Genomic DNA, 24,051 nt, shown 5'->3' on the forward strand with positions numbered 1-24,051 from the left:
CCGCCTGCCAGGATCCGGCCATGCACTACGACGCCCTGGTGGCCGGAACCCGTAGGAACGACGCGCTCGACGGCGTGCGGTCCGCCGCGCTCGAGCGCGCCCGCAGGCTCGTCGAACTCCTGGAACGCTGGCGGGCCGCGCACCGGCGGGCCCGGCACTGGGGGCCCGACCACCTGCGGACCGCGGAGCAGGAGGTGTCCCGGGAGCACAGCGCGGCGCTCCGGACCGAGATCGAGGCACTGCTCGCCGCCTACACGGGCGAGGAGGGCCGGGCGGCGGCGCTGTGCCTGCTGCTGGCCGACCGCGTCGACGACACGAGCCTGGGGTACTACGAGGCCGATCTCGGAGCGCTGATCTCACGGCTGGGCGGCTGGACGCCCGAGGAGGTCGGTGTGCTGCTCTGCCGCGCCTCCGAATACACCAAGGGCCCCTGGTTCGCACGCGTGCTGCGGTGCGCGCTGAACGCCGCCGACCGGCTTGACACCGACGGCCGTCGCGCGCTCCTGCCCCGGCTGCGGCACGCTCACGCGGAGATCATGAACAGCGAGGTCGAAGCGGGGGTGCGCACGGCACTCGCCCAGCGCCTGCGCACACTGATCGCGAGCGTGGACGAGGCCGGTGTCCCCGAGGGCCTGGTACCGGCCCGGGCCTCCTGGGCCGCTCCGCTGCGCGATCGGATCGGCACCGCGGCCACTCCTGAACTCGCCGGATTCGCACGCCATCTGGCGAGCCTGTCGGCGCCTCGCCCGACCCGGCGATGGCGGCGGAGCTGCCTCGAACTCGCGGAGGCCGCGTCGGCGCGGGGTCTCGTGGCCGACAGCCTGCGGGTCCTGGCCGAGGGAGATCCGCTGTGCAGCAGGGAACACGGCGCGCACAGCAACTGGTCCTACGGCGACCACCACCTCCACTACGTCGTCCACCAGAACGACGGCGACCTCGCACGCGGCGTGGTCTGGGCGGCCGCGCTGACCGGCGGCCCCGCCGCGGTGCACCACCTCGGCGCGCTCGCCCTGCGGACCGGCGGCCCCGCATCCGACGTGATGGCGGACCACAAACTCGCCGGCGCAGCGGTCAACGCACTGGCCGAAACCGGCGGCGAGGCCTCCCTGGAGGCCCTGTGGCGGCTGAAGTCCCGGATCAGGCACCGGGCGTTGCTCAAGCAGCTCGACACCGCCCTGGTAACGGCCGCGGGCAAGCAGGGCATCACCGCGGAACAGCTCATCGAGCGCAGCGTGCCGGACCACGGCCTGGCCCCCGACGGTTCGCTGGAGAGGGAGGTGGGCGGGCACCGGGTGCGTGTGTCGATCGAGGACGCGGCGACGGTCCGCCTCACCTTCACCCGCCCCGACGGGGTGACCACCCGGACGGCCCCGGCGCAGGTGAAGGACGGCTTCCCGGACGAACTGCGGGTGCTGAAGGCCCTGGCCAAGGAGGTGCGGGAGACGCTGTCGGGCGAGCGGGCCCGCGTCGAGGCGCTGATGTCGGCCGGGAATGGACGTACCGGGAGTGGTGCCGCCACTACCGAGACCACCCGGTCACGGGCACCCTCACCCGCGGCCTCATCTGGGAGTTCCGGGACGAGGACGACGGCGAGTGGCGTACGGCGGCACCCGCGGGCCCGCCGCCCGGCGAGCCCGCGCGCGTACGCCTGTGGCACCCCATTCGCGCCTCGGCGGAAGAGATCGCGGCGTGGCGCGGGCGGCTCGTCGCCGACCAGCGGAGGCAGCCGTTCAAACAGGCCTTCCGCGAGATCTACCTGCTCACCCCGGCGGAGGAGGAGACCGGCGTCTACTCCAACCGGTTCGCCGCCCACATCGTCCACTACCGGCAGTTGTACGCGCTGTTCAAGGAGCGCGGCTGGCAGGCCAACTTCCTCGGTCGGCACGACGGCGGCCACGCCGGGCTCGCGCGCGGGGAGTTCGGCGGCGGCGCATGGCGGGCCTGCTTCCACCACGAGCCCGCCACGGGGGAAGACGAAGGTTACGGGCCCGCGCACGCCGCGACCGACCAGGTCCGCTTCGAGCGGCGCGACGGCCGGCGCTGGCAGGAGGTTCCACTCGCCGACGTGCCCCCGCATGTGTTCAGCGAGGCGATGCGGGACGTCGACCTGTTCGTGGGGGTGACCTCGATCGCCGCCGATCCCGACTGGACCGACCGCGGCGAGGACCGCCACACGGGGTACTGGCGCAATGCCTCCTTCGGAGATCTGACGGCGAGTGCCGAAGTGCGCCGGGCGGCCCTGGAGCGGATCCTGCCGCGGTTGAAGATCGCCGGCCGGTGTGCGCTGGAGGGGCGTTTCCTGGTCGTGCGCGGGGATCTGCGGACGTACCGGATCCACCTCGGCTCGGCCAACGTCCTGATGGAGCCGGACGGCTCCTACCTGTGCATCGTTCCGGCCCGGGGGAAGGGCGGCCGGCGGAAGGTGTTCCTGCCGTTCGAGGACGAACGTCTCTCCCTCGTACTGAGCAAGGCCTTTCTGCTCGCCGAGGACGCGAAGATCACCGACGAGTCCATCCTCGTCCAGATCAAGCGGGGCGCCTGATGGCGGCGGTGAGGTTCCGGGACGAGACCGCGACGGGCGCCGCGGTCGCCGAGTGGACGGTCGACGGGCTGCCGGAACGGATGACCGTGGGGGAGCTGATCAGGCTCCGGGTACGCGAGGAGGTCGCGCGGTACAACAAGTGCCCGAGCGACCGCTTCCACGGCCTCGTCCGCCCCGACGGGGCCGAGGCGGAGCCGAACGGCCACCGGCTCCGCGAGCCGCGCCGCATCGACTGGGAACGCCAGGCCGAGATCGCCGAACGTGCCTTCCTGGCCAACGGGTTCTTCGTGCTGGCCGGCGACCGGCAGGCCGAGGACCTCGACGAGGTCGTGGACCTCACCACGGATCCGGAGCTGGTGTTCATCAAGCTCGTTGCCCTGGCCGGGGGTTGACCTTCACGGCCCGTTGGGCGATCGGCTCCCCCTCGCCTGGTTAATCCGTGGCGGTCGCCGGCGAGCGGTCGTATGATCACCGCGATGAACACTTCTCCTCTGTACAGATCGGGGGAACCGTCCGCGCAAGGTGAGTGCTGATGCACCCTCACCTGACGGACGAGGATTCCCGTCTTTCGCTCTGGCTGCGCGTGCGCGAGTACGCCGTGCCGCCCTCCATGATCGAGACCGCGACCGCCCGCCGATCCGTCGGCGACTGGGCGGGGGCGTGCGCCGCCGCGGGCTTCGACGTCGATCTCCACCTGCCCTCCCTGGCGCGCACCCACGGCCGGGAGCTCGTGGCGCGGATCCGGGCCGATCTCCGGCACCTGGCGCCCGACCTGCTGCGCTGGCACATGCCCAGAATCGCCCCCGACGGACTGCTGCGCCCCGGCCTCACCGTGGCCCTGGCGCGGTACGAGGACCCGGGGCGGGACGGTGACGACCCGGTGCACCTCGTGGCCCGGACCGCGCCCGCCTGGGCGGACGCCGGCCAGCGGATCGTCCTCACCCTGTGGGACGGGTCCCGCGCCGACGCCGGCACCCGGAACCACCCGCACCCGCGGCCGAGCCAGCGCTTCCGCCTGGACCTGCACCGCCATCTCTGGGACGTGCGCAGGGCTCACGAGTTGCGCCGCCGGTCGGGCGCCGGCCGGCCGCCCGGCGGTGAACCACCCATGGCGGTCCCGGACCTGCCGGTGGCGGCCACGGCGATGGCGGCGTCGCCGCACCGCTGGGCCGTGGACCGCTGGGCGGCGGAAGCCGGGCTCCTGCTCGCCACCGACCGGCCGGACTCCCGTACCGTCGAGGTGCGCCTGGGCGGCAGGCACCGTCTCCTCCTCGACCTGGTCGGCACCCCTGACGGCAGCGGCCCCGACGGCACCGGCCCGCCGACGGTGCGCGGGGCGGCGGCACCCGGTCCCGGCGCGCTCGCGCCGCCCGTGCTGCCCGACGCCGCGACCTGGGTGCCCCCGGACCTCGAACTGCTGCGCGCCGGCCTGATCGGGGCCGGCCGACTGCACCCGCTCGTCGCGGGGTCCCTCGTACCCGGTCACGTGCCGACGGCGCCCGGGACCGTCCCGGACCCGGCAGTTGAACCCCGGTTCGTGGACTGTCGCGGCGCCCGCCACCGGATCGGCATGGTCGACGGGGTCCTGTCCCCCCTCGACCACGATCCGGACGAGATCCGGCGCGAGGAACTCCTGGTCGCACTCAGCGGTACGCCGCTGCCCTGCCTGCGGGCGATCGACCAGGCACACCGCAGCCCCGAGTCCCTCTCCGGCATACGCGAACGCCTCGTGCACGGCGACACCGCCGGCGCGCTGGCCGTCGTCGAGGGACTGCTCGGTCCCGAGGCGGTGCTCCGCGACGGCGCCCTGCGGGACGAGCTGGAAGCGGCGGCGGAACAGCGCGTCATCTACGGCCTGTTCAGGTCCGGGCTGCTCGGACCAGGGCCCGGACACAGCCCCGTGACCGGATACGTGCGCCCGCGCCCTCGCAGGTCCGCGGCCCACCGAGGGCGCGCGCGCCAGGCCGGCGTCCGCTGACCCGCTCGCCACACCTGCTCCGCCTTGCCCCACCCGCCGCGCGTCACTGATTACACGTCACTCGCCACACGTCACTCGCCACACCTCACTCGCTTCACCGACGAACCCACAGGTGATCACCCATGTCTTCTGCCGTGTCTTCCGCCATGCCCGCGTACGCCCCGTTCCCCGCCGCCGACGCAGCCGCGCACCCGGCTCCCGCTCCCACAGCCGCCCCCGCGCAGCTCGACGTGGCCGCCGACTTGCTGGCCCTGCTGCGCGACACCACCACCGAACCGCGCCCCGACATCCAGCTGGAAGCGCTGACCCTGGCCGTTGCCGCCGACCTGCCGGTCCTCCTGTGGGGTGAGCCGGGAATCGGCAAGACCGCGGCCCTCACCCAGCTCGCCGAGAACCTGGACCTCCCCCTCACCACGGTGATCGCCAGCGTGCACGAGCCGTCCGACTTCTCGGGCCTGCCCGTCATCGGCGACGACCCCGCCGTGCAGGGCGTCCCGATGGCCCCGCCGGACTGGGCCGTCCGCCTGGTGCGGGCCGGCCGGGGACTGCTGTTCCTGGACGAGCTGTCCACCGCGCCCCCGGCCGTGCAGGCCGCCCTGCTCCGCCTCGTGCTGGAACGCCGCATCGGCGCGCTGAGGCTGCCGCCGGACGTACGGATCGTGGCGGCGGCCAACCCCCGTTCCTCGGCGGCCGACGGCTGGGAACTGAGCCCGCCGCTGGCCAACCGGTTCGTCCACCTCCAGTGGATCCACGACCAGGACGTCGTCGTACGCGGCCTCGGCGGCACCTGGCCCCGGGCCACCCTGCCCCGGCTCGACGCCGCGAAGCTGCCGGAGGCGGTGGACCTCGCCCGCCGGGCGGTGTGCGGGCTCCTGTCCGCCCGGCCCGCCCTCGTGCACCGCCTCCCCAACAGCGAGACCCGGCGCGGCGGCGCCTGGCCGTCCCCGCGCAGCTGGGAGATGACCCTCCGCCTGATCGCCTTCGCCACCGCGGCCGGTTCCTCCCGCGACGTCCTGTCCCTGCTGGTCAGGGGCACCGTAGGGGACGGGCCGGGGCTGGAGCTGCTGGCGAGCCTGGACCGGATGGACCTGCCGGACCCCGAGGAACTCCTCGCCGACCCGGTGGGCGCCGTCCTGCCCGAGCGCGGGGACCTGCGCCAGGCCGTGCTCGACGCGGTGGTCGCGGCCGTCCGCAAGCGCCCCGACCGGTCCCGCTGGGACGCGGCCTGGTCCCTCCTGGTCCGGGCACTGGACACCGGCGCCCCCGACCTGGTGGTCGTCCCCGCGACCACCCTCGCCGCGCTGCGCCGCGAGGACTGGGACGTCCCGGAGGTGATCGAGCAGCTCGCCGGAGTGGTGACCCTCTCGCGCCGGGCCGACCAGGCCGCCGCCAAGGCCGCGCTCGCCGCGAAGCCCCGCCGATGACCGCGGGAACAGCCGGGGCACTGGACCTCGACAAGCTCTACGCCGCCCGGCTGCAGGCCACGCGGGCCCGGCCGTACCTCGCGACGGCACTGTTCGCCCTGCACACCGTCGCCTCCGGCCGGGTGCCGACGATGGCCGTCGACCGGCACTGGCGGTGCTACGTCTCCCCCGGGTTCGTGGACCGCACCCCGGTGGAGGAACTGGCCTCCGTATGGGTGCACGAGGTGTCGCACCTGCTCCGGGACCACCACGGGCGCAGCGACCGGGTGGCGCGGCAGCGCGGACTCACCGGGCGTGCGGAGCGGCTGCGGATGAACATCGCCGCCGACTGCGAGATCAACGACGACGCCTTCGGCGACGGGCTCGTGCAGCCCGAGGGCGTGGTCCTGCCGGAGACGCTGAACCTGCCGCCGGGGCAGCTGATGGAGGAGTACCTCAGCCGGTTCCGGCTCGGCCGGCACACCGAGGAGCTCGCCTGGCTGGACTGCGGCAGCGGCGCCGACGGGCTGGAACGCGAGTGGGACCTCGGACCGGACGGCGCCCGCGGGCTCAGCGCCCAGGAACGCGACGCCGTCCGCTTCCGGGTGGCGGAGGGCATCAAGGCCCGTCCGGGCGACACCCCGGAGAAGTGGGAGCGGTGGGCGGAGGAGGCCTTCCACCCGCCCCAGCCCTGGCGGCAGCTGCTCGGAGCGGCGATCCGTTCGGCGGCCTCCGCCTCCGGGGCCGGCCAGGACTACAGCTACGGCCGCCCGTCGCGGCGCTCGGCCGCGCTGCCCGGCACCGTGCTGCCGAGCCTGCGGCGCCGGCCGCCCCGCGTGTCCGTGGTCATCGACACCTCCGGATCCGTCAGCGACGCCGAACTGGGCAGCGCCCTCCTGGAGGTCGCCGCGATCTCCCGGGCCGTGGGCGGCCGCCGCGACCTGGTCACCGTACTCAGCTGCGACGCCGCGACCCACGTGGCCCACCCGCTGTGCCGGGCGGAGGGCATCCCCCTACTGGGAGGCGGGGGCACGGACCTCCGCGCGGGCTTCGCCACGGCGCTGCGGTCCCGCCCGCGGCCGGACGTCATCGTGGCCCTCACCGACGGCCAGACGCCCTGGCCGGAGCGGCGCCCCTCGTGCCGGACGGTGGTGGGGCTGTTCCCCCGGGAGCTCTCGTCACGCGCGGTGCGCCGCCGCGAGGACGATCCCGACTACGAGCCCGACCGGCCGCCGGAGTGGGCCCGTGTGGTCACGATCGGATAGGTGCGGCCCCTCGGCCGCGGTGTCCCTCGGCCGCGGTGCCCCTCAGGCGCGGTTCCCCTCAGTCGCGGTCCCAGAGACCGTCGCCCGGGGTCGCGGCGAGGGGCTCGTCACCGCCCTGGTCCAGCCGGAAGGGCGGATAGACGTCGGTCATCAGGGCGGCGTACGCGGTGACCCGCAGCACCCACCGGTTCAGGCCGATGACCAGGTCGAAGATGTCCCGCGGGTAGGTCTCCCGGAACAGCAGCACCACCGCCGCGATGATCACCAGGAGGGTGATCAGACCGCAGCCGTACGCGCGGTAACCGCCGGTGAAGAAGACGAGGACGAGGTAGTGGGGGAGGGCGAGCAGCCACCACTTCACCAGCACCAGGCCGCGCGAGAGCCGCTCCGGATAGGCGATGTCCAGGCGGGCCGGATAGTCCGGCTCCGGACCGAGGCTGAACGGAGGGTACCGGTCCGTGCCCAGTGCGCTGTACGCGTAGAACCCCACCCGCCACGACCAGCGCAGCACGCCGAGGTTGAAGTCGAACAGTGCCCGCGGATACCGCTCAGTGAACAGGATCGCGAAGAACGCGATCACCCACACCACGACGAAGGCGATCCACAGGAAGAACAGCACGACGTAGTGCGGGATGGCCAGGATCCACTTGAGCAGCCAGAGCCAGCGCGACAGCGGGGCGTCCAGCCGCGCGGACACGACGACGGGCCGCGCCCCGCCGGGCAGCGGGGTGAAGGGGCCGGTGGGGGTGGTCATGGGATCAACTCCTTCGCACGGGACTGGCCCGGAGCGCCCCCTTCCAGCATGACGAAGGGCTCCCGGGCGTGCAGCCCGGCGACGGGGACACCGCGCAGGCGCACTTCCGTCACACGCTCCCGTCAGTACGCTGGACCGATGCGGAGAGCTCCGGCAACGGCCACCGACAGTGATCCCGACCCCGGGTTCTACGGGCCCGCCTCGGTCACCTGGAACTGCCACGGCGACCCGATGATGTGGATCGCCGGAGTCCGCGCGCTCTACCTGCAGGCCCTGCACCCCCGCGCCGTGCGCGGGGTGATGGAGAACTCGGCCGCATTCCAGAACAAGGGGGGCAGACGCGACGCCTGGGGGCGACTGCTGCGCACCGCCGACTTCGTCGGCACCGTCACCTACGGCACCACCGAGGCGGCCGAAAGGGCCGGCGCCCGGGTCCGCGCCATCCACCGCACCCTCACCGCGACCGACCCCGCCACCGGCGCCCGCTTCCGCGTCGACGACCCCGAACTGCTCCTGTGGGTGCACTGCGCCCAGATCGATTCCTTCCTGCACATCCTGCGCAGGTCCGGCGTACCGCTCACCGGCGGCCAAGCCGACCGCTACGTCGCCGAGAACGTGGTCAACGCCCGCCTCGTCGGCCTCGACCCGGACCGGGTGCCCGCCGACACCGCCGCACTGGCCGCGTACTTCGAGCGGATCCGTCCCGAACTCGCCGCCGGCCCCGACGCCCACGCCGTCGACGCCTTCCTCCGCCGGCCGCCCGTACACCCCCTGCTGCGGCCCGCCCGCGCCCTGCTGTGGCGCCCGCTCGCCGCCCTCGCGTACGGGTCACTGCCCGGCTGGGCCCACCATCTGTACGGCAGGCCCGCACCCGCCCCGCGCGCCGTCACCCGGCGCCTGCGCCTCACCGGACGCCTGCTGCGCACCGTTCCCGCAGGTCTGCGGTGGCAGATGCCGCCAGGTCACATCTTGAGAGCAATGCGCCGCATGGGCCCCTCCAGTCGCCCCTCGGCGTACACACTGCGCAGAGCGACGGCCATACTTGGGGTACTGCCCCCGGCTTGGCCGGGGGGACCCCCGCCGCCAAAGGCAGGGGGAAGGCCGGGGAGGGCATGACGGCACAGCACGACAACGGGGGCGGCACCAGGAGATGGCGGAGAGCAGACTGATCCATGGCCGTTACCGGTCCCTCGACCTGATCGGCCGGGGCGGCATGGGCGAGGTGTGGCGCGCCCGCGACGAGTCCCTCGGCCGCCATGTCGCCGTCAAGTGCCTCAAACCGCTCGGACCGGAACAGGACGCCCACTTCACCCAGGTGCTGCGCGAACGCTTCCGGCGCGAGGCGCGGGTCGCGGCCTCCCTGCAGCACCGCGGCGTCACCGTCGTCCACGACTTCGGCGATGAGAGCGCCTCCGGCGGCATGCTCTACCTGGTCATGGAACTGCTGGAAGGCCGCAACCTCAGCCAGCTGATGGAGGACAACGGCCGACGCCCGCTGCCCGTGGACGTGGTCGTGGACATCGCCGAACAGGTGGCGGCCGCCCTCGCCTACACCCACGAGCAGGGCGTGGTGCACCGCGACCTGAAGCCCGCCAACATCATGCGGCTGACCGACGGCACCGTGAAGATCTGCGACTTCGGCATCGCCCGGCTCGCCCACGACATCGGCTTCACCGCCAAACTGACCGGCGGCGGCATGGCCATGGGCACCCCGCACTACATGTCCCCGGAGCAGATCGCCGGCGGCGAGGTCGACCACAGCAGCGACCTCTACTCGCTGGGCTGCGTGCTCTACGAGATCGCCACCGGAGCACCCCCCTTCGACCTCGGCGACAACTGGTCGGTGCTGGTCGGCCACCGCGACACCCCGCCGGTGCCGCCGCGGCAGCACCGGCCCGAGCTGCCCCCCTACTTCGAGCAGGTGGTGCTCGACCTGCTCGCCAAGTGCCCTGAGGAACGCCCCGGCGACGCCCGGCGCCTGCACGACCGGCTGCTCACGGCCCGCCGCGGCCCGCTGCCCGGCACGGGCCCGGTCGAGCTGCCGCTGCCTGCCTGGGCCCGCGGCATGACCGGCGGCCGTCGAGCGGGCCTCGACGCCCGCCCGGCGAGCGGTGCCTGGACGGTGCTGACCGGCGCCTGGACGGCGCCCCGGCCGGCCGGCGCGGCTGCCGCGGGCGCCGAAGGCGTGCCCGCGGGACGGGCTGCCACCGCTCCGGCGGCTGCGTCCGTGGCCACGTCCGCGGCCGCTTCCGTGCTCCCCGCCGGATCCGTGCCCGCCCCCGCCGGCGAGTCCCGCTCCGTCGGCACCGGCACCGGCACCGGGACCTCCGTGTCGGCGCGCCCGGCCGCCTCCGAGGACCCGCGGCTCACCGCTCCCTACGGAGTGCCCCGCCCCGCCGGTCACGCCGACCCCGAACACCCCGAGACCCTCACCGCCCGCTTCGAGGCGGCCTGCACCCTCAGCCGGACCGGTCGCCCCGCCGACGCGCTCGCCGAGCACCGCGCCGTCGCGGCCGCCCGCGCCCGGCTCCTGGGAGCCGACCACCCCGACAGCCTCGCCGCGCGCCAGGAGACCGCGTACGTGCTGGGCCAGCTCGGGCGGTACCAGCAGGCCCGGGAAGCGTACGAGGAGGTGCTCGCCGCACGCGTCCGGACCATGGGCGCGGACCACCCCGACACCCTCCTCTGCCGTCACAACCTGGTCTGCGCGCTCGGCCGCCTCGGCCGGCACGCGGAAGCGCACATCACCGCCGAGGAGGTGGCCGCGGCCCGCGCCCGGGTGCTCGGACCCGACCACCCCGACACCCTCCTGACCCGCTACGAGGCGGCCTACGCGCTGGGCCAGCTCGGCTGCTGGGAGGACGCCCTCGACGGCTACCGGCAGGTGGCCGGCGCCCGCGAGCGGACCCTGGGACGGGACCACCCCGCCACCCTGGCCGCCCGCTACGAGGTCGGCATCGCCCTGGGCCGGCTCGGCCGCGGCACGGAGGCCCTCGACCTGTTCCGCTCCCTGGTCCGCGACCGCACCCGCGCGTACGGCGCCACCGACCCGGAGACCCTGCGCGCCCGCCACGTCCTCGGCGTCAACCTGGGCCGGCTGGCCCGCTGGGACGAGGCCGTGGCCGAGGCCCGCCACGTGGGCGGCCTGCGCGCCAAGGTGCTCGGCGCCGACCACCCCGACACGCTGGTCAGCCGCCGCGAGGTCGCGGTCGGGCTGGGCTGGCTCGGCCGCTGGGGCGAAGCCCTGCCGATCTACCGGGAGATCGCCGGGGCGCGCGAGCGTGCGCTGGGCCCCGACCACCCCGAAACCCTGGACGCCCTCGGCGACGAGGCGTACTGCCTGGACCGGCTCGGCCGGGAGGCGGAGGCCGCGAACGTCCGCGCCCGCGCCGTCGAACGGCGTGGGCAGGGCTTCACCTACGGCAGCGCACTGCCGCCGGCGGTGGGCGCGCCCGGCGGGTAGGGGTGCGCGGTGGTCCCGGATCCGGTTCTGCCGGGCGCGGTTCCCGGGCGCGCCGCACGCCCTCTGGCCGGGGCGGGAGTGCCGTGTTAGGAAGGGCCATGAACAGGACTCATGGCTTCCGGACGGACCTGTACGACGCCGTGATCGTCGGCGGTGGGCACAACGGGCTGGTGGCCGCCGCCTATCTGGCCCGCGCGGGGCGCTCCGTACTGCTCCTCGAACGGCTCGGGCACACCGGCGGCGCCGCCGTGTCCACCCGCCCCTTCGCGGGCGTCGACGCCCGGCTCTCCCGCTACTCGTACCTGGTCTCGCTGCTGCCGCGGAAGATCGTGAGCGAGCTGGGACTCGACTTCGCGGTGCGCAAACGTACCGTGTCCTCCTACACCCCAGCGGTCCGCGACGGCCGGGCCACCGGACTGCTGGTCGGCGGCGGGGAGGACCGGACCCGGGAGTCCTTCGCCCGGCTGACCGGTTCGGACCGGGAGTACCAGAGCTGGCGGGAGTTCTACGCCATGACCGGCCGGGTAGCCCGGAAGGTGTTCCCCACGCTCACCGAACCGCTGCCGGACCGCACGGAACTGCGCAAGCGGATCGACGACGAAAGCGCCTGGCGCGCCCTGTTCGAAGAGCCGCTCGGAGTGGCGCTGGAGGAGCGCTTCACCGACGACCTGGTACGCGGCGTGGTCCTGACGGACGGTCTGATCGGCACCTTCGCCGACGCCCACGATCCGTCGCTGGCGCAGAACCGCTGCTTCCTCTACCACGTGATCGGCGGCGGGACCGGAGACTGGGACGTGCCCGTCGGCGGAATGGGCGCGTTCACGGACGCGCTGGCGGCGGCCGCGCGGGCGGCCGGGGTGGAGATCGCCACCGGCCACGAGGCGGTACGGATCGACACCGACGGCGTGGACGCGGCCGAGGTGACGTTCCGTACGGCCAGGGGCGAGGGGCGCGTCGCCTGTCGCCGGGTGCTCGTGGGGGCCTCGCCGCGGGAACTGGCCGGCCTGCTCGGCGAAGAGCCGGCCGGGCCCGCGGCCGAGGGCGCCCAGCTGAAGGTCAACATGCTGCTGCGGCGGCTGCCGAGGCTCCGTGACTCCGCGGTCGATCCGCGCGAGGCCTTCGCCGGGACCTTCCACATCGGGGAGGGCTACGCCGAACTCGCCCGCGCCTACGCGCAGGCAGCCTCGGGGGAACTGCCCGCCGCACCGCCCTCGGAGATCTACTGCCACTCGCTGACCGATCCGTCGATCCTCGGCCCGGAGCTGGTGGAACGCGGCTACCAGACGCTGACCCTGTTCGGACTGCACACTCCGGCCCGGCTGTTCGAGCGCGCCAACGAGGAGACCAGGGAAGTGCTGCTGGCCGGGACGATCGCCCAGCTCGACGCGCACCTCGCGGAGCCGCTGATGGACTGCCTGGCGGAGGACGAGGACGGGCGCCCGTGCATCGAGGCCAGGACGCCGCTGGACCTGGACCGCGATCTGCGGCTGCCGGGCGGGAACATCTTCCACCGCGAACTGTCGTGGCCGTACGCGGAGGGCGGGGGTGCGTCGGGGGCGGGGCGCTGGGGCGTGGAAACGAAGCACCGGACGGTGCTCCTGTGCGGCGCGGGCGCGGTCCGCGGCGGTGGCGTCAGCGGCATCCCGGGGCACAACGCGGCGATGGCGGCGCTGGAATCCCTTTAGCGGACGTCGGCTTCGGGTGCGGGGGCGTTTGCTGCCGGGCCGGCCCGGCCCGGGGGTCGGTTCGGCTTCGGGTGCGGAGGTCACGGCTGCCGGGCCGTCGAGGGGCGGTGGGCGCCGTCAGCCGACGGCAACCAGGCGGGGGAGACGCGCGGAGACCACCGCCACCAGCAGGGCCAGCCCGGCCGCGGCGAGCAGGAGGCCTTGCAGCGGTAGGCCCGAGGCAACGTACGCCGCCCCGGCCAGCCCCCCGGCGAACATCGCGAGTACGGACACGGCCCGCCTGCCGCTCGCCCCGGGCGCGTGCCCGAAGGCGGGATCGTGACCGAGCGACGATCCGCCGAGGAACGCGGTCAGCGCCCGCGTCGCCAGCGTGGTCGGCATGTCCGGCACGCTCACCCGCATCGCGGTGACGTTGCGCAGACCCATCGCCGCGCCGAGCACCGCGATCGTCGCCAGATGGCGTCCGGCCGGGGAGGAGCGGACCGGCTCCAGGTCCCAGGCGAGGAGGGCGGCGCCGGAGACCATGGCCACCTCCAGCAGGAGTGCGGGGACGAACCAGCGCCGGCCGTGCCGTTCCAGCGCCCACTCCAGGCGGGCCCCCGCCACCGCCCCGACGGTGAACGCGCTGAGCGAGGTGGCGGGAGCCACGACCGAGAGGCCGCCCTCGCCGACCGTGCCGAAGGCGAGGAACAGGACGTTGCCGGTCTGGCAGGCGGTGAAGACGGTGCCGAGCGCGAGCAGGCTGGCCGCCTCGATCAGGCCGGTGGCCAGGGTGAGGACGGTCATCAGCGCGGTGAGCGCGGCCAGGGGCCTGCGCGCGCTCCGTTCCGGCGGTTCCGGGGGTTGTGCCGGGTGCACGGGTGCGGGGGCCTCCTTCGGGGGCCTGGCGGTCAGTCGGTCGAGCGGGTCCAGCCGACCGCCTCGATGCGGGCGGCGTCCTCGGGGCGGTCCTCGGCGAACAGGGGTGCCCCGGCCCGCTCCGTGACGCGCAGCACGTCCAGGTACACCCCGCGCCCCACGTACCGGCCGGTGGCCGTGTGGCGGAAGCGGAGCCGGACCTCCCGGCCCGCCCACGCGGCGAGGGGCGCCTCCAGGCGGTGCCAGATGCGGCCCGACCAGCCGCCGACGGTGCCGCCGGGCCATTCCTCGGGGCTGCCACCGGTGGTGCGTACGGTCGTGAAGGGCGCGGGAGTCCATGCCACACCGTCGCCCGAGGCTTCGAGGGTCAGCGAGCCCTCACCGGGCACCGTGTCCCACCAGACGGCGCAGCGCAGCCGGGCGCCGCCGGAGGGGGTGAGCGGGGGAAGGGTGAGGGTTCCGGAGCCGCCGGGGGTCATGCCGGAGAACCAGGCGGGGCCGCCGTGCCGGGTGCGGACCGGTACGGCGCGGGCGAAGGCGTTGCCCGCGGCGACTCGGGGAGCGCTGCCGGCCCGCCAGGTGCGCACCGGGTGGACGGAGTTGCCGAGGAGGATCAGGTAGGAGTCGGTGGACGGGTCCAGGACCAGGGAGGTGCCGGTGAAGCCGGTGTGGCCGGCGGACCGCGGGGTGGCCATGGCGCCCATGTACCAGTGCTGGTAGAGCTCGAAGCCCAGGCCGTGGTCGTGGCCGGGGAAGGCGGTGTTGAAGTCGGTGAACAGCAGCTCGACGGAGGCGGGGCGGAGGATCCGCTTGCCGGCGTAGCTGCCGCCGTCGAGCAGGGCGCGGGCGAGGACGGCCAGGTCCCAGGCGGTGCCGAAGATGCCCGCGTGGCCCGCGACCCCGCCGAGGGCGTACGCGTTCTCGTCGTGGACCTCGCCCCAGACCAGGCCGCGGTCCACGCCGGACCAGGGCGGCCGCTGCACCTCCGTGGCAGCGGTGGTCCGGCGCCAGGAGGGCGGTGGGTTGTAGCGGGTGCGGTGCATGCCGAGCGGAGCGGTGATCTCGTCGTGGAGCAGGACGTCCAGGGGGCGACCGGTGATCCGTTCCAGGAGCAGTTGGAGTGCGATCAGGTTGAGGTCCGAGTAGCGGTACACGCTCCCGGGGGCCTCCTGCGGCCGAACCGACCACAGCAGCCGCAGCCGCCCCTCCCGGGTGGACTCGTGGTAGAAGGGCGCCCACGAGCGCAGCCCCGAGGTGTGGGTGAGCAGCTGACGGACCGTGATCAGTTCCTTGCCGCCGCCGGTGAACTCCGGGAGGTACCGGTCCACCCGGGCCTCCAGTTCCAGCCGGCCGCGCTCCATCTGCTGCACCGCGAGCACCGAGGTGAACAGCTTGGTCAGCGAGGCGAGGTCGAAGACGGTGTCCTCCGCCACCGCGATCCGCTCCGCCGCCGGGAACTCGCGCGGCCGGTCGGTCCGGCCGTCGTAGTCGGCGTAACGGACCGCGTCGCCCATGGCCCGGTGGAGCGCGACCGTGCGGCCCCGACCGGCGAGCACCACGGCACCGGCGTAGTAGGGGTGTTCGGGGGACGGGCCCAGGAAGCGGCGGGCCTCCTCGGCCACCGCCTCCAGGTGCCGATCCACCAGTCCCGCCTGCCGGGCCGACCCGTAGCGGAGCCGCAGTCCCTGCAACGCCCGCCGCTCGGCCGGCCCGCCCGCCGCGCCGGCCGCCCCGGGAAGCGCGGCACCGAGCAGCACCACCCCGCCCAGCGCCAGCAGCCGCGTCCCGAGCCGTCGCCGGCTCAGCCCGCCACCGTCTCCGTCTGTCCTGCGCGCGGCCCCGCCGGGCCTGGTGGTTGCTGCTCCGTCCGTCCTGCGCGCGGCTTTGCCGGGACCGTACGCGTCCGGTCCGTCCGCCCTGCCTGCGGCCCCGCCGGGCCCGGCGGTTCCCGGCCCGTCCGTCCCGCGTGCGGCCCCGGCGGCGCCGCGGATGCCCGGTCCGCCGGGCCCACCGGTCGGCCGGGGGATGCCGAACGCACCTCCGTGCCGCCGCGGGCTGGTCCCGTCCCCGTCCCCCCGGCCCCCGGCCGAACCCCCGCCGGGGGAGTCCGCGCGGCCGCCCGCCGACAGCCCTTCCCCGGCGCGCGGCGCGCCCCGGTCGCCGTCGTGACGGCCGGCCCGGGCGTATCCGCTCCGGCCCCCGGCCGTACCCGCGGACTGCCCGTCGGCCGCCCCCTCGTACGCCCCCGTCTCCCCGTCCATGAGCCGCCCTCCTGTCGGTCCTCGCGCACGCTAACGGTTATCTGCCCGTCCACCCGGCACCTGGCGCCCCGACCGGCCCGCAAAGAATCTGACGCTGCATCAGAAAACCTCTTCCCTCGGCCGCCGCGCTGCGGCATCCTGCGCCCCATGGAGACGGAGCTGAGCAAGAAACTGGGAGTCGAGCACGCCATCTTCGGCTTCACGCCCTTCCCGGCGGTCGCCGCTGCCATCACCCGCGCCGGCGGATTCGGCGTGCTCGGCGCGGTCCGCTACACCGCCCCCGACGACCTCAAGCGCGACCTCGACTGGATGCAGGACCACACCGACGGCAAGCCCTACGGCCTGGACGTGGTCATGCCCGCCAAGAAGGCCGTGGACGGCGTCAGCGAGGCCGACATCGAGGCGATGATCCCCGCCGCGCACCGCGAGTTCGTCCGCGACACCCTCGCCAAGCACAATGTGCCCGAACTCCCCGAGGGCGAGGCGTCCGGCTGGCGCATCACCGGCTGGATGGAACAGGTCGCGCGCAACCAGCTCGACGTCGCCTTCGACTACCCCATCAAGCTCCTCGCCAACGCCCTCGGCTCCCCGCCCGCCGATGTCATCGCCCGCGCCCACGACCACGGAGTGCTCGTCGCCGCCCTGGCCGGCAGCGCCAAACACGCCCGCAGGCACGCCGAGGCCGGCATCGACATCGTCGTCGCCCAGGGCTACGAGGCCGGCGGCCACACCGGCGACATCGCCACCATGGTCCTGGTCCCCGAGATCGCCGAGGCCGTCGCCCCCCTCCCGGTGCTCGCCGCCGGCGGCATCGGCAGCGGCGAACAGGTCGCCGCCGGGCTGGCGCTGGGCGCCCAGGGCGTCTGGCTCGGCTCCCTCTGGCTCACCACCACCGAGGCCGACCTGCATTCCCGCGCCCTCACCGGGAAGCTCCTCGCCGCCGGCAGCGGCGACACCGTCCGCTCCCGCGCCCTCACCGGCAAACCCGCCCGGCAGCTCCGTACCGAATGGACCGACGCCTGGGACGACCCGAACGGCCCCGGCGCCCTCCCCATGCCGCTCCAGGGCCTCCTCGTCGCCGACGCCGTCTCGCGCATCCAGAAGTACGAGGTCCAGCCCCTGCTCGGCACCCCCGTCGGCCAGATCGTCGGCCGGATGAACAGCGAACGCAGTGTCCAGGCCGTGTTCGACGACCTCACCCGCGGTTTCGAGCGGGCGGTCGACCGCATCAACCGCATCGCCGGCCGAGCCTGAGGAGCGAACCCGCCATGACCGACACCAAGGTGCCGAACGGATTCTGGGCCCAGGCCGCCGCCGATCCCGACCGGATCGTGCTCACCGCTCCGGACGGAGAGCAGTGGTCCGCCGCCCGGCTCCACGCCGACGCCAACCGCCTCGTGCACGGCCTGCGCGCCGCCGGACTCGAACGCGGCGACGCCTTCGCCGTCGTCCTCCCCAACAGCGTCGAGTTCTTCACCGCCTACCTCGCCGCCTCCCAGGCCGGCTTCTACCTGGTCCCCGTCAACCACCACCTCGTCGGACCCGAGATCGCCTGGATCGTCTCCGACTCCGGCGCCAAGGTGCTCATCGCCCACGAACGCTTCGCCGAGGCCGCCCTCGCCGCCGCCGACGAGGCGGCCCTGCCCGCGAGCCACCGCTACGCCGTCGGAGCCGTCGCCGGCTTCCGTCCGTACGCCGAACTCCTCGACGGGCAGCCCGGCACCGCACCTGACGCCCGCACCCTGGGCTGGGTCATGAACTACACCTCCGGCACCACCGGCCGGCCCCGCGGCATCCGCCGTCCGCTGCCCGGCAAACTCCCGGAGGAGACCTACCTCGGCGGCTTCCTCGGCATCTTCGGCATCCGCCCCTTCGACGACAACGTCCACCTGGTCTGCTCGCCGCTGTACCACACGGCCGTGCTCCAGTTCGCCGGGGCTTCCCTGCACATCGGCCACCCGCTCGTGCTGATGGACAAGTGGACCCCGGAGGAGATGCTCCGCCTCATCGACACCCACCGGGCCACCCACACCCACATGGTGCCTACCCAGTTCCACCGCCTGCTCGCGCTCCCGCAGCCGACCAGGGAGGCGTACGACGTGTCCTCGATGCGACACGCCATCCACGGCGCCGCGCCCTGCCCCGACCACGTCAAACGGGCCATGATCGAGTGGTGGGGCCGCTGCGTGGAGGAGTACTACGCGGCCAGCGAGGGCGGCGGCGCCTTCGCCACCGCCGAGGAATGGCTGAAGAAGCCCGGCACCGTCGGCAAGGCCTGGCCGATCAGCGAGCTCGCCGTCTTCGACGACGAGGGCAACCGGCTGCCCGCCGGCGAACTCGGCACCGTCTACATGAAGATGAGCACCGGCGGGTTCAGCTACCACAAGGACGAGGGCAAGACCCGGAAGAACCGCATCGGCGAGTTCTTCACCGTCGGCGACCTCGGTGTGCTCGACGAGGAGGGCTACCTGTTCCTCCGCGACCGCAAGATCGACATGATCATCTCGGGCGGGGTCAACATCTACCCCGCCGAGATCGAGTCCGCGCTGCTCACCCACCCCGCCGTGGCCGACGCCGCCGCCTTCGGCATTCCGCACGCGGACTGGGGCGAGGAGGTCAAGGCCGTCGTCGAACCCGCCGAGGGCTTCACCGCCGGACCCGAACTGGCCGCCGAGATCCTCGCCCACTGCGCACGCGGCCTGGCCGGATACAAACGCCCCAAGAGCGTGGACTTCATCACCGCCATGCCGCGCGACCCCAACGGCAAGCTGTACAAGCGCCGGCTGCGCGACCCGTACTGGGAGGGCCACGACCGCCCGATGTGACCGGGCCGCCACCACGCTGGCCTCACCCGAGGGAGACACCTGGTCACCGCCGGCGGCGGGGGCGGCGGCGGAGGCGGTCTGGGCGGCACCACCGTCGACGGCGGCCAGGGGGCGGACGGCACCGGCGGCACCGGCACCTGCCGTACCGGAGGCCTGACCCGGCCCGGCGAGGACGGCGGGATCCCGGGCGGCGGCGGTGGCGTCGCGGACGGCATCGTCGGCCTCCCGGGCACCAACGACGGCCACGGCGGTTTCGGCGCCGCGGGCGGAGGTTCCGGCACCACGCGCGGCGGCGACGGTGGCAGCTCGATCGGCAGCGGCGACGGCTACGCCGTCATCTTCAGGTAGCCCGGGGCCGCGACGGCCGGCCGCGCGCACCGTGCGCGGCGGCCGGCCGGCGCGCCGCCGGTCGCGCGGCGGATCACCAGCCGTGGCAGCGTGGGGGCATGAGTGCGGCGACGCGGAGATCCCCCCTGACCGACTGGACCCTGCTGGTCCCCTTCGTGGCGCTCGCCGCGCTGATCCTGAGCTGGGGGCGGCACCTGCCCGGCTACGCGGTGGCCCTGGTCGCGTTCTGCCTGGCCGGTGCCGTCCTGGCGGCGGTCCACCACGCCGAGGTGGTGGCCCACCGGGTCGGCGAACCCTTCGGCTCGCTGGTCCTCGCCGTCGCCGTCACGGTCATCGAAGTGGCCCTCATCGTCACCCTGATGGCCGACGGCGGCCCCAAGACCAGTACCCTCGCGCGCGACACCGTCTTCGCCGCCGTGATGATCACCTGCAACGGCATCGTCGGCCTGTCCCTGCTCGTCGGCTCCCTGCGCAACCGGGTCGCCGTCTTCCACGCCGAGGGCTCCGGCGCCGCCCTCGCCACCGTCGCAACCCTCGCCACGCTGAGCCTCGTCCTGCCCACCTTCACCACCAGCAAGCCCGGCCCGGAGTTCTCGGCGGGCCAGCTGGCCTTCGCCGCCGTGGCCTCACTCGCCCTCTACGGGCTGTTCATCGCCGTCCAGACCGTCCGGCACCGGGACTACTTCCTGCCGGTGGACGACGGCAGTACCTCCTCCGAGGACGAGCACGCCGACCCGCCCGCCCTCCGCGCCGCAGTGATCAGCCTCGGCCTGCTGCTGGTGGCCCTCGTCGCCGTGGTCGGCGACGCGAAGGCCGTCTCGCCCACGATCGAATCGGCCGTGGCCGACGCGGGCCTCCCGCAGGCCGTCGTCGGCGTGGTCATCGCCCTGCTGGTGCTGCTCCCCGAAACCCTCGCGGCGGTCCGTGCCGCCCGCCGCGGCCGCGTCCAGACCAGCCTCAACCTGGCCTTCGGCTCCGCCATCGCCAGCATCGGCCTCACCATCCCGGCCATCGCGCTGGCCACCGTGTGGCTGTCCGGGCCGCTGATCCTCGGCCTCGGCGCGACCCACACGGTACTGCTCGCCCTGACCGTGGTCGTCGGAGCGCTGACCGTGGTCCCCGGCCGGGCCACCCTCCTCCAGGGCGGCGTCCACCTGGTCATCCTCGCCGCGTACCTCTTCCTGGCCGTGAGCCCCTGAGGCGGTCCGGCGTGACCCCGACGGGTCGGCCGTCCGGCCCTCCACACCGGGCGGGGGCTCACACCGGGCGGGGGCCCCGGAGCGGCCGCCGGATGCGGACGACCGCCGTCCAGACCCCGGCGCCCTCGGGAGGGACCCTGCCGGCACACCGCCGCCGCGGGGCGGCTCGCGCCGACCGCCCTCGTCCTCCACCGCCTCGACGGCGCGGACCCGGCCGCGCCTCCGGCCGACTCGGCGCGCGGCACCGAGGACCGGACGGCGCGAAGCCCTGCGGATGCCGCGGGGATCTGCCAACATCCCGCTTGGCACCCCCTGCCGTCCCCTGCCATCCCCTTGGCGCCCCACCGGTGAGAAGAGGTCCGCGTGACGAAGCAGCAGCAGGTGCGGCACAACACCGTCGACGGCCTGGTCCGGGACACCGCGGCCCGAGTCCCGGACCGGACGGCCGTCCGCTACCGGGACCGGCACTGGACGTACGCCGGACTCGACGCGGCGGTCTCCGCGGCGGCCGCCCTGCTCCGCGGCCCCTGGGGACTGGCGGCGGGCGACCGGGTCGCCACCTTCGCCCACAACTCCGACGCCTACCTGATCGCCTACCTGGCCTGCGCCCGGGCCGGGCTGGTGCACGTCCCGGTCAACCAGAACCTGACCGGCGAGGACCTGGCGTACATCCTGGGGAACTCCGGCAGCGCCCTGGTCCTCGCCGACCCGGAGCTCGCCGGGAAGGTCCCCGCGGGCCACCCGGTGCGCCCGCTGGATGACCTGACGGCCGCGCCGCCGGCACCGTACGACCCCTCCACCGACCCCACCGCGCTGCTGCAGCTGCTCTACACCTCGGGGACCACCGCCCTGCCCAAGGGCGCGATGATGACGCACGAGGCGCTGTGCCACGAGTACGAGAGCGCCATCGAGGCCCTCGACCTGGCGGAGGGGGACCGCCCGCTGCACTCCCTCCCGCTCTACCACTCCGCGCAGATGCACGTCTTCCTGCTGCCCTACCTGGCCGTCGGCGCCGAGAACACCGTCCTGGACGCGCCGGTCGCCGAGCAGGTCTTCGGCCTGGTGGAGGCGGGCCGCGCGGACAGCCTGTTCGCCCCGCCCACCGTGTGGATCGGCCTGGCCAACCACCCGGAGTTCCCGGTCCGCGACCTGGGCGCCCTGCGCAAGGCGTACTACGGCGCCTCGATCATGCCCGTGCCCGTCCTGGAACGGCTCCGCGGCCGGCTTCCGGACCTGGCCTTCTACAACTGCTTCGGCCAGTCCGAGATCGGCCCGCTCGCCACCGTCCTCGGCCCGGACGAGCACGAGGGCAGACTGGAGTCCTGCGGCCGTCCCGTACGGCACGTGGCGGCGAAGGTCGTCGACGAGGACGGCACGGAGGTGCCCGACGGAACGCCCGGCGAGGTGGTGTACCGGTCCCCGCAGCTGTGCCAGGGCTACTGGAACGACCCCGAGGCCACCGAACAGGCCTTCCGCGACGGCTGGTTCCGCTCGGGCGACCTGGCGGTCCGCGACGCGGAGGGCTACTACACCGTCGTCGACCGGGTGAAGGACGTCATCAACTCGGGCGGCGTCCTGGTCGCCTCCCGCCAGGTCGAGGACGCCCTCTACACCCACGAGGGCGTGGCGGAGGCGGCGGTCATCGGCCTGCCGGACGACCGCTGGATCGAGGCGGTCACCGCCGTCGTCGTCCCGCGCGGCACGGTGACGGAAGAGGAGCTCCTCAGCCACGCCCGCGAACGCCTGGCCCACTTCAAGGCACCCAAGCGCGTCCTCTTCGTCGACTCCCTGCCCCGCAACGCCAGCGGGAAGATCCTCAAACGCGAACTCCGCACCCGCTTCGGCTCCTGACGCGAAGCCCATCGCGTCGAGCGGCAGCATGACCGGGCGCACCGGGTCGACGCCACGTCGCCGAAGTGCCCGGCCGCGCGGCGAGGCCGGAGCACCCGCCGGCACGACGCCTGGCGTACCGCCACCACCGGCGTCCTCGCAGCCGTGCGCAGCTCGTCACCCGAGCGGTGGGAGGCGAGGACGGCGTCCGCAAGGGCCAACCGGCGGCGACTGTGAAAATCGCTGTCCGATCATCGGAGCACGGTGATAGACATCCGGCGTGGAAAAGAATCTTGAGTTCCCCGACCTGCTGCGACTGATCGATGAACGGTCGACCGCGTTCCGCGCCGCGGTCGCCGCCGCGCCCAGTCTCGACGCACAGGTGCCGACCTGCCCCGGGTGGACGCTGTTCGATCTGGTGAAGCACCTGGGTGGGGGAGACCGTTTCTGGGCCGCCATCGTCGGCGCGGGGCCTGCCGACGCTCCCCCGGCCGAGGCCACCGCTGCGCGCGCCGCTCTGGAAGTGCCGCGGGAGCGTGAGGCCCTGCTGGCCTGGCTGGCCGCGTCGACGCAGCTTCTGCTGAGCGCCCTGCGCGGGGCGGGCCCGGACGCCGGCTGCTGGGCGTGGTGGAGTGCCCTGCAGACGCCGCGGACCTCCGGCGGAGTCGCCCGGCACCGGGCCCAGGAGACCGCGGTGCACACGTACGACGCCCAGCTCACCGGGGGCGCCCCGCAGCCGCTGCCGGTCGAGGTGGCACTCGACGGTGTGGAGGAGTTCCTGTTCACCTGCGTCGCGACGCCCAGCGCCTGGCCGCACAAGCCCACGGCCTTCGACTTCCACGCCGCCGAGGGCCGCTCCTGGCGCCTCACGGTCGACGGCGACGGCGCACGCTCCACCCGCATCCCCGCGCCGACTGCCGCGACCGGCGAGGACCCGGACGCAGCCGGCGCCTCCGTCCATGGCACGGCCGGTGAGTTGGTCCTCTACTTGTACGACCGTATCCCGGCGGACTCCATGCACGTTGACGGAGACGCAGGGCTGCTCGACCTGCTCCGCGCCTGGGAGCCGGAGGAGTAGGACGGAGCGGGGGCGGTTGGCCGCGCCTCGGGCCGGCAGGACACGGCACGGCCCGAAGACGCCGAGTCCGCCCCCAGCACGGCGACCGCGGCGGCCGCCTGAAGCAACGGCATCGGGCCGGTAACGTACGGGTCCCGCGGGCCGCACCGGTGGCCCGCACGCTGCGGAGAGTGGTTCCGATGACCGGCCTACGACCGACGACGACCTTGTGGCGGCCCACCGGGCCCGAGGAACTGGAGCTGGTGCGGGAGTCGGACTGGCGTGCCTGGCCGCCGCGGCTCGCCGATCAGCCGATCTTCTATCCGGTGCTGAACGAGGACTACGCGATCAGGATCGCGCGGGACTGGAACGTCAAGCACAGCGGTGTCGGGTTCGTGACCCGCTTCGAGGTGGACTCGGAGTTCCTGACCCGGTACCCCGTCCGGCAGGCGGGGGGACGGACGATCCTGGAGCTGTGGGTGCCTGCCGAGGAGCTGGACGGGTTCAACGCCCACATCGTCGGCAGGATCCAGGTGGTGCACGAGTTCCGGTAGCCGGTGCCCGGGCCCGGGCACCGGGCGCG

18 protein-coding genes and 1 pseudogene are annotated in these 24,051 nt (G+C 74.3%); 15 read left to right on the forward strand and 4 right to left on the reverse strand.

Translation table 11 applies throughout. From position 1 onward, the window contains the following. Nucleotides 1-523: 523 nt before the first annotated feature. Nucleotides 524-685: a hypothetical protein gene (locus tag AC067U_RS29330; RefSeq protein ID WP_478832808.1), complete on the reverse strand. Its 162-nt coding sequence runs from the start codon at nt 683-685 to the stop codon at nt 524-526. A 72-nt stretch (nt 686-757) separates the two neighbouring features. On the opposite strand from AC067U_RS29330, the pseudogene AC067U_RS29335 reads away from it, so the two are divergent. From AC067U_RS29335 to AC067U_RS29360, 6 genes and pseudogenes are all read left to right on the forward strand, one after another. Then, a pseudogene (locus AC067U_RS29335) lies at nt 758-1,801 on the forward strand (DUF4132 domain-containing protein); the annotation flags it as partial. Between the two features lie 264 nt (nt 1,802-2,065). Continuing rightward, nucleotides 2,066-2,542, forward strand: coding sequence for a DUF7737 domain-containing protein (locus AC067U_RS29340; RefSeq protein WP_478832839.1), 477 nt, complete (start codon nt 2,066-2,068; stop codon nt 2,540-2,542). Beyond that, a complete protein-coding gene (locus tag AC067U_RS29345; protein WP_478832809.1) occupies nt 2,542-2,934 on the forward strand; it encodes a hypothetical protein in 393 nt (130 codons plus the stop codon). Before AC067U_RS29340 ends, AC067U_RS29345 begins: the two co-directional genes overlap by 1 nt. A 140-nt stretch (nt 2,935-3,074) precedes the next feature. Next, nucleotides 3,075-4,520, forward strand: coding sequence for a hypothetical protein (locus AC067U_RS29350; protein WP_478832810.1), 1,446 nt, complete (start codon nt 3,075-3,077; stop codon nt 4,518-4,520). 146 nt (nt 4,521-4,666) lie between these two features. Next, nucleotides 4,667-5,944 carry an AAA family ATPase gene (locus AC067U_RS29355; protein ID WP_478832840.1) on the forward strand — a complete coding sequence of 426 codons (1,278 nt, stop codon included), beginning with the start codon at nt 4,667-4,669 and terminating at the stop codon, nt 5,942-5,944. Beyond that, nucleotides 5,941-7,188 carry a vWA domain-containing protein gene (locus AC067U_RS29360; protein ID WP_478832811.1) on the forward strand — a complete coding sequence of 416 codons (1,248 nt, stop codon included), beginning with the start codon at nt 5,941-5,943 and terminating at the stop codon, nt 7,186-7,188. The genes AC067U_RS29355 and AC067U_RS29360 overlap by 4 nt, the downstream gene beginning before the upstream one ends. 58 nt (nt 7,189-7,246) lie before the next feature. Here AC067U_RS29360 and AC067U_RS29365 read toward each other — a convergent pair whose 3' ends face one another. Next, nucleotides 7,247-7,942, reverse strand: coding sequence for a DUF4389 domain-containing protein (locus AC067U_RS29365; RefSeq protein ID WP_478832812.1), 696 nt, complete (start codon nt 7,940-7,942; stop codon nt 7,247-7,249). 138 nt (nt 7,943-8,080) lie between these two features. Here AC067U_RS29365 and AC067U_RS29370 point away from each other — a divergent pair, with 138 nt between their 5' ends. The 3 genes from AC067U_RS29370 (at nt 8,081) to AC067U_RS29380 (ending at nt 13,090) form a co-directional block, all read left to right on the forward strand. Next, nucleotides 8,081-9,058 (forward strand): oxygenase MpaB family protein, encoded by a 978-nt coding sequence (locus tag AC067U_RS29370; RefSeq protein ID WP_478832813.1) that lies wholly within the window; start codon nt 8,081-8,083, stop codon nt 9,056-9,058. A 34-nt stretch (nt 9,059-9,092) separates the two neighbouring features. Then, on the forward strand, nt 9,093-11,405 hold the full coding sequence (locus AC067U_RS29375) for a serine/threonine-protein kinase (protein ID WP_478832814.1): 2,313 nt from the start codon (nt 9,093-9,095) through the stop codon (nt 11,403-11,405). Between the two features lie 98 nt (nt 11,406-11,503). Next, nucleotides 11,504-13,090, forward strand: a complete 1,587-nt coding sequence (locus AC067U_RS29380; RefSeq protein WP_478832815.1) for a phytoene desaturase family protein — start codon at nt 11,504-11,506, stop codon at nt 13,088-13,090. A gap of 117 nt (nt 13,091-13,207) precedes the next feature. On the opposite strand, the gene AC067U_RS29385 is transcribed toward AC067U_RS29380, so the two are convergent. Both AC067U_RS29385 and AC067U_RS29390 read right to left on the reverse strand, forming a co-directional pair. Continuing rightward, the gene (locus AC067U_RS29385; RefSeq protein WP_478832816.1) at nt 13,208-13,948 is read right to left on the reverse strand and encodes a YoaK family protein; all 741 of its coding nucleotides are present in this window, start codon (nt 13,946-13,948) and stop codon (nt 13,208-13,210) included. A gap of 32 nt (nt 13,949-13,980) precedes the next feature. After that, nucleotides 13,981-16,209 (reverse strand): serine hydrolase domain-containing protein, encoded by a 2,229-nt coding sequence (locus AC067U_RS29390; RefSeq protein WP_478832817.1) that lies wholly within the window; start codon nt 16,207-16,209, stop codon nt 13,981-13,983. 147 nt (nt 16,210-16,356) lie between these two features. Here AC067U_RS29390 and AC067U_RS29395 point away from each other — a divergent pair, with 147 nt between their 5' ends. From AC067U_RS29395 to AC067U_RS29420, 6 genes are all read left to right on the forward strand, one after another. Continuing rightward, complete coding sequence (locus tag AC067U_RS29395; protein WP_478832818.1) at nt 16,357-17,463, forward strand: NAD(P)H-dependent flavin oxidoreductase; 1,107 nt, start codon at nt 16,357-16,359, stop codon at nt 17,461-17,463. Nucleotides 17,464-17,477: 14 nt separating this feature from the next. Continuing rightward, complete coding sequence (locus AC067U_RS29400; RefSeq protein ID WP_478832819.1) at nt 17,478-19,034, forward strand: acyl-CoA synthetase; 1,557 nt, start codon at nt 17,478-17,480, stop codon at nt 19,032-19,034. A 446-nt stretch (nt 19,035-19,480) separates the two neighbouring features. Further along, entirely contained in the window at nt 19,481-20,581 is a 1,101-nt protein-coding gene (locus AC067U_RS29405; protein WP_478832820.1) for a calcium:cation antiporter, read from the forward strand. A gap of 363 nt (nt 20,582-20,944) precedes the next feature. Beyond that, nucleotides 20,945-22,432: an AMP-binding protein gene (locus AC067U_RS29410; RefSeq protein ID WP_478832821.1), complete on the forward strand. Its 1,488-nt coding sequence runs from the start codon at nt 20,945-20,947 to the stop codon at nt 22,430-22,432. Nucleotides 22,433-22,691: 259 nt separating this feature from the next. Continuing rightward, entirely contained in the window at nt 22,692-23,489 is a 798-nt protein-coding gene (locus AC067U_RS29415; protein WP_478832822.1) for a maleylpyruvate isomerase family mycothiol-dependent enzyme, read from the forward strand. 179 nt (nt 23,490-23,668) lie between these two features. After that, on the forward strand, nt 23,669-24,022 hold the full coding sequence (locus tag AC067U_RS29420) for a hypothetical protein (RefSeq protein ID WP_478832823.1): 354 nt from the start codon (nt 23,669-23,671) through the stop codon (nt 24,020-24,022). Nucleotides 24,023-24,051 lie beyond the last annotated feature (29 nt).

Source organism: Streptomyces sp. NPDC043853 (genome assembly GCF_056436025.1).

Coding starts and splice junctions, on each gene's coding strand:
- AC067U_RS29360 (WP_478832811.1), top strand. CDS start 5,941: ATGACCGCGGGAACAGCCGGGGCACTGGACCTCGACAAGCTCTACGCC.
- AC067U_RS29390 (WP_478832817.1), bottom strand. CDS start 16,209: ATGGACGGGGAGACGGGGGCGTACGAGGGGGCGGCCGACGGGCAGTCC.
- AC067U_RS29420 (WP_478832823.1), top strand. CDS start 23,669: ATGACCGGCCTACGACCGACGACGACCTTGTGGCGGCCCACCGGGCCC.
- AC067U_RS29370 (WP_478832813.1), top strand. CDS start 8,081: ATGCGGAGAGCTCCGGCAACGGCCACCGACAGTGATCCCGACCCCGGG.
- AC067U_RS29345 (WP_478832809.1), top strand. CDS start 2,542: ATGGCGGCGGTGAGGTTCCGGGACGAGACCGCGACGGGCGCCGCGGTC.
- AC067U_RS29400 (WP_478832819.1), top strand. CDS start 17,478: ATGACCGACACCAAGGTGCCGAACGGATTCTGGGCCCAGGCCGCCGCC.
- AC067U_RS29365 (WP_478832812.1), bottom strand. CDS start 7,942: ATGACCACCCCCACCGGCCCCTTCACCCCGCTGCCCGGCGGGGCGCGG.
- AC067U_RS29350 (WP_478832810.1), top strand. CDS start 3,075: ATGCACCCTCACCTGACGGACGAGGATTCCCGTCTTTCGCTCTGGCTG.
- AC067U_RS29405 (WP_478832820.1), top strand. CDS start 19,481: ATGAGTGCGGCGACGCGGAGATCCCCCCTGACCGACTGGACCCTGCTG.
- AC067U_RS29375 (WP_478832814.1), top strand. CDS start 9,093: ATGGCGGAGAGCAGACTGATCCATGGCCGTTACCGGTCCCTCGACCTG.
- AC067U_RS29395 (WP_478832818.1), top strand. CDS start 16,357: ATGGAGACGGAGCTGAGCAAGAAACTGGGAGTCGAGCACGCCATCTTC.
- AC067U_RS29355 (WP_478832840.1), top strand. CDS start 4,667: ATGCCCGCGTACGCCCCGTTCCCCGCCGCCGACGCAGCCGCGCACCCG.
- AC067U_RS29380 (WP_478832815.1), top strand. CDS start 11,504: ATGAACAGGACTCATGGCTTCCGGACGGACCTGTACGACGCCGTGATC.